General features: G+C 73.3%; 4 protein-coding genes and 2 pseudogenes. 2 read left to right on the forward strand and 4 right to left on the reverse strand.

All coding sequences use genetic code 11. From position 1 onward, the window contains the following. Window positions 1–258, forward strand: a 258-nt coding sequence (locus tag ND748_RS26390) for a 2-phosphosulfolactate phosphatase (RefSeq protein ID WP_251748882.1), incomplete at its 5' end; no start/stop codon positions are given. A gap of 44 nt (window positions 259–302) precedes the next feature. Here the strand turns inward: ND748_RS26390 and ND748_RS35165 are convergent. Further along, a pseudogene (locus tag ND748_RS35165) lies at window positions 303–489 on the reverse strand (alpha/beta fold hydrolase); the annotation flags it as partial. A gap of 346 nt (window positions 490–835) precedes the next feature. Continuing rightward, complete coding sequence (locus ND748_RS26395) at window positions 836–1594, reverse strand: SDR family NAD(P)-dependent oxidoreductase (RefSeq protein ID WP_251748884.1); 759 nt, start codon at window positions 1592–1594, stop codon at window positions 836–838. Between the two features lie 216 nt (window positions 1595–1810). Between ND748_RS26395 and ND748_RS26400 the strand changes: the two genes are divergently transcribed. After that, complete coding sequence (locus ND748_RS26400) at window positions 1811–2704, forward strand: helix-turn-helix transcriptional regulator (protein ID WP_251748886.1); 894 nt, start codon at window positions 1811–1813, stop codon at window positions 2702–2704. Between the two features lie 14 nt (window positions 2705–2718). On the opposite strand, the gene ND748_RS26405 is transcribed toward ND748_RS26400, so the two are convergent. Beyond that, window positions 2719–3960: a VWA domain-containing protein gene (locus ND748_RS26405; RefSeq protein ID WP_251748888.1), complete on the reverse strand. Its 1242-nt coding sequence runs from the start codon at window positions 3958–3960 to the stop codon at window positions 2719–2721. Continuing rightward, window positions 3953–4289 (reverse strand): annotated as a pseudogene (locus ND748_RS26410) (hypothetical protein); the annotation flags it as partial. The pseudogene ND748_RS26410 and the gene ND748_RS26405, both read right to left, overlap by 8 nt.

Genomic DNA, 4289 nt, shown 5'->3' on the forward strand with positions numbered 1-4289 from the left:
GTCCTGGCCCGGATCGTCGAGGCGGGCCCCCTGGAACGCTCGGCGGTCGCCCCGGAGGCGCGCGCCGCCATCGCCGCGTTCCGCGCCGCCGAGGCCGATCTGGCCGGCGAGCTGCGCCGTTCGGCGTCCGGGCGGGAGCTGCTTGCGTTGGGCTGGGACGACGACGTGGCCTGCGCGGCCGACCTTGATGCCGACGCCGCCGTTCCCGTCCTCGACGCCGACGGTGCCTACACCGCCGCGCCCGAGCTGTCGTCCTGACCTCGGGCGAACCGGTCGAACGCGTCGCGCAGGTACCGGCCTAGGTCGGCGGCATGCGGGGTGCTGCGACCGCAGCCGCGCTGGTCGAACAGGACAACCCGGTAGCGGTCCGGGTCGAACCAGCGGCGCGCCCCCGGAGCCCGGGCCGCCGTGGACGACGAGCGCCGGCCTGCCGGCCGGGTTGCCGCAGACTGCCCAGTAGACGAGGTTGCCGTCGCCGACGTCGAGCATCCCGGCGTCGTGCGGCTCGATCGGCGGATACTGCGATCTCCTCCGCCGATCCTGACCTACTGATCACGGCGAGGCGCCCGGCGATGTTCGGGCCAGGGCCGCCCAGCTGGCGTGCAGTGTCTCCTGCCCCGGCTGCGTCGTAGCTGTGTTCGTGCCTGCCGGTTGCCCCGTCCCCTGCCCGGTCCCAGTCATGCGTCCGCCTCCCGCCTGTCTGGTGCGGGACGTCGATGTCGGCGCCGATGGCTCCGTCGACTATGACCCCTGGCCGGCACCGCCCGGGTCGGATCGAGGGCACGCTTCCCCAGGCCGTAAGAAGATCCTGGTAATCGGATGCGATTCGCATGTATCAGAGGTTCTGGCCGCCGGACAGTTCGATGCGGGTGCCGTTGGCCCAGCCGAAGCCGTCGGCGAGGATCAGCGGCACGGCCGCGCCGATGTCCTCGGCCTCGCCCGCGCGGCCCAGTGCGGTGGCGTTCGCGAGCGCCTCGTTGAGCTGGAGGTTGTCCCGGACCCGGCCGCCGTTGAAGTCGGTGGCGATCGCCCCGGGCGCGAGTGCGTTGACCCGGATGTGCCGCTCGCCGAGCTCCTGCGCCTGGTACCTGGTCAGCACCTCGAGCGCGCCCTTCGCGGCGGCGTACACGGAGGCGCCCGGGCGGGTGATGCGGGCCAGGACGGAGGAGATGTTGAGGATGCGCCCGCCGTCGGCCAGCAGCGGCAGCAGCGTCTGCGTCAGGAAGAACGGCGCCTTGATGTGAATCCGGAACAACTCGTCGAACTGCTCCTCGGTCGTCTCCGTGTACGGCGCGTCGAGGCCGACTCCCGCGTTGTTGACGAGGTAGTCGAGGCGCTCGGCGCCGAGGGCGGCGAGCGTCGTACGGACGTCGGCCGCGAACCGGGCGAAGTCGGCACTGTTGCCCACGTCGAGCTGCAGCGCCGCCGCGGGCACCCCCTGCCCCTCGAGCTCCGTGACGAGCCGGTCGGCCTCGTCCTGGCGGCTGTTGTAGGTGCCGATGACGCCCACCCCGGCGCGGGCGAGGTGCGTGGCCATGCTGCGCCCGAGGCCGCGGCTCGCGCCGGTGATCAGGGCGATTCTGCTGTCGGACATGAGTTCCTTGTTCCTCCCGTGACATGCCTGTGGCGCTTGCCGCCAACCTGGCACCTGCACCGGCCGACAGCGGCGCCTCGGTCATCCCCGGATCGCGAGTCCGGGGATGGTCCGGCCGGCCGCGGTCATGATGGACATGTCTGCATGGAAATGTCTGCTGGGCCGTGGGCACACGGCCGGGTGGCAGCCGGTCGAGTGAACCCCGGAGGTACCGCCGTGCAGCGCCAGGAGCTGGGTGCATTTCTTCGTCATCGGCGGGAGCTGCTGCGGCCGTCGGACGTCGGGCTGGTCGCCGGCGGTCGGCGACGGGCGCGCGGGCTTCGCCGTGACGAGGTCGCCGTGCTCGCCGACATGTCGACGGACTACTACGAGCGGATCGAGCAGGGCCGCGGGCCGCGGCCGTCGCCGTCGATGCTCGGCGCGATCGCGCGGGCGTTGCGCCTCACGCTGGACGAGCGCGACCACATCTACCTGCTGGCCGGCCACGAGGCCCCGCCGCGGCACTGCTCGCTCGGCTACGCCGACGCCGGCCTGATGTGCGTGTTGGACTCGCTCGCGCCCGCCGTGCCGGCGCTCATCATGGATGACCTCGACAACGTCGTGGCGCAGAACCCGCTGAACGTCGCGCTGCTCGGCCCGATCGCCCGCGCGCCAGGCCGGGCGCGCAACTTCCTGTGGCGCTGGTTCACCGGCGGCGAACTGCGCGGGCGATACCTCGCCGAACAGCACGACACGCTCGGCCGCGAGCACGTCGCGGACCTGCGCGTCACGCTCGGCCGTCGGCATGAGGACGAGGCGGTCCGATCCCTCGTCGCCGAGCTCTCGGCGGCCAGCGCCGAGTTCCGCGAGGTGTGGGCCCGACAGGAGGTCGCGGTGCGGCGGACCACCCGCACGGTGCTCGTCCATCCCGAGGTCGGCCGGCTTGACCTGGAGTGTGACGTGGTGATCAGTCCGCCGTCCGGCCAGCGGCTGGTCCTGTCCCGTCCGCAGCCCGGTTCGGGGGCGGGTGAACGCCTGGAGATGCTCGCCGTCCTCGGCACCCAGACCTTCCTCGGCACCCAGACTTTCCTGGGCACCCAGACTTTCCTCGACCCCAGCTGTTCGCGCTGACGCCGGCCGCCGGGTCAGGCCGGGACGAGGCCGTGCAGGGCTGCCCACCGGCCGACCTCCTCCCGGCGTAGCGCCGTGGCCAGCAGTTCGGGGAATCTGTCCGGAGTGCAGGCGAAGGCCGGCGCGCCGAGCTGCGCGCAGGTCGCCGCGAGCCCGTGGTCGTAGGCGGGAGTGCCGTCGTCGGACAGCGCCAGCAGCACGACGACGGTGACCCCGGAATCGACCAGCCCGCGCAGCCGGGCGATCAACGACGACTGGTCGCCGCCCTCGATGAGATCGCTGATGAGGATGAGGACGGTGTCGGCGGGCCGGCGCACGAGGCTCGCGCCGTAGCCGACGGCGCGGTCGATGTCGGTGCCGCCGCCGAGCTGGACTCCGAAGAGCACGTCGACGGGGTCGTCGAGGGAGTCGGTCAGGTCCACCACCGACGTGTCGAAGACGACCAGCCGGGTGCTCAGGGACCGGATACTCGCCAAGGACGCGCCGAGCACCCCGGCGTAGACGACCGACGAGGCCATCGAGCCGCTCTGGTCGATGAGCAGGATGACGTCGCGCAACGCGGCCACCCGCCGGGCCCGCTGGTATCCGATCAACCGGTCGACGATGACGGTGCGCTGCTCAGGCTGGTAGTTGCGCAGGTTGGCGAGGATCGTGCGGTTCCAGTCGACGTCGGGCAGCCGCGGGGTGCGGGCGCGTTCGCCGCGGTTCAGCGCGCCGAACACCGCCGAGCGCAGCGACTGCGCCAACCGCCGCTCGATGTCCTCGACGACCGTGCGTACCACCATCCGCGCGGTCTCCCGGGTGCGCTCGGGCAGCGCCGAGCGCAGCGACAGCAGCGTGCCCACCAGGTGCACATCGGGTTCGGCCGCTGCCAGCAGCTCGGGCTCCATGAGCAGCCGAGCGAGCCCCAGCCGTTGGACGGCGTCGTGCTGGAGAACCTGCACCACCGACGACGGGAAGTAGTCGCGGATGTCGCCGAGCCAGCGGGTCACCGCCGGCGCCGATCCGCCGAGCCCCGCCCTGCGCCGCCGACTACGACCGCCGCCGGACTCGCCGTCGGCGTCGTAGAGCGCGTCCAGCGCGGCGTCGATGTCCGCGTCCCGCTTCGACAGCGCCCGTGCCGGGTGGCAGACGGACGCCGCCGGCGCGCCGAGGATCAGCCGCCACCGCCGCAGCCGCTCCTCCTGCGCCGCCGACTCGCCGGCAGGCCGGGCCGGCCCCGGGCCGTCGACGTCGCTGCTCGGGTGGTCAGGCATCGGAGTATTCCTCCTGCGTGCGGGCAAGCGCGGTGCTGTCAGGTCGTGTGCCGGCTGCTGTGGTGTCGGCTGCTGTGGTGTCGGCCGAGGGGGTGGTGGCGGCGGGTGCGATGTCGGCTGGGCCGAGCAGAGCGGTGAGGGCGGGCAACACGGCCGCGACCCGATCGAGGTCCCAGGCCGGTCCGGGACCGGCAGGGACCGCGCCGGCCGGCCGGACGGTCGGGGCCGGACTCCCTGCTGGACTCCCTGCCGGGCTTCTGGCGCCCGGCGGGTCTGTGGCCGCGCCGCCCGGCGGGCCGGCGGTCGGCCGGGGCAGGCCGGCGCGGACC

This window comes from Frankia sp. AiPs1, from assembly GCF_023716945.1.
Lineage (GTDB): Bacteria > Actinomycetota > Actinomycetes > Frankiales > Frankiaceae > Frankia.

Coding starts and splice junctions, on each gene's coding strand:
- ND748_RS26405 (WP_251748888.1), bottom strand. CDS start 3,960: ATGCCTGACCACCCGAGCAGCGACGTCGACGGCCCGGGGCCGGCCCGG.
- ND748_RS26395 (WP_251748884.1), bottom strand. CDS start 1,594: ATGTCCGACAGCAGAATCGCCCTGATCACCGGCGCGAGCCGCGGCCTC.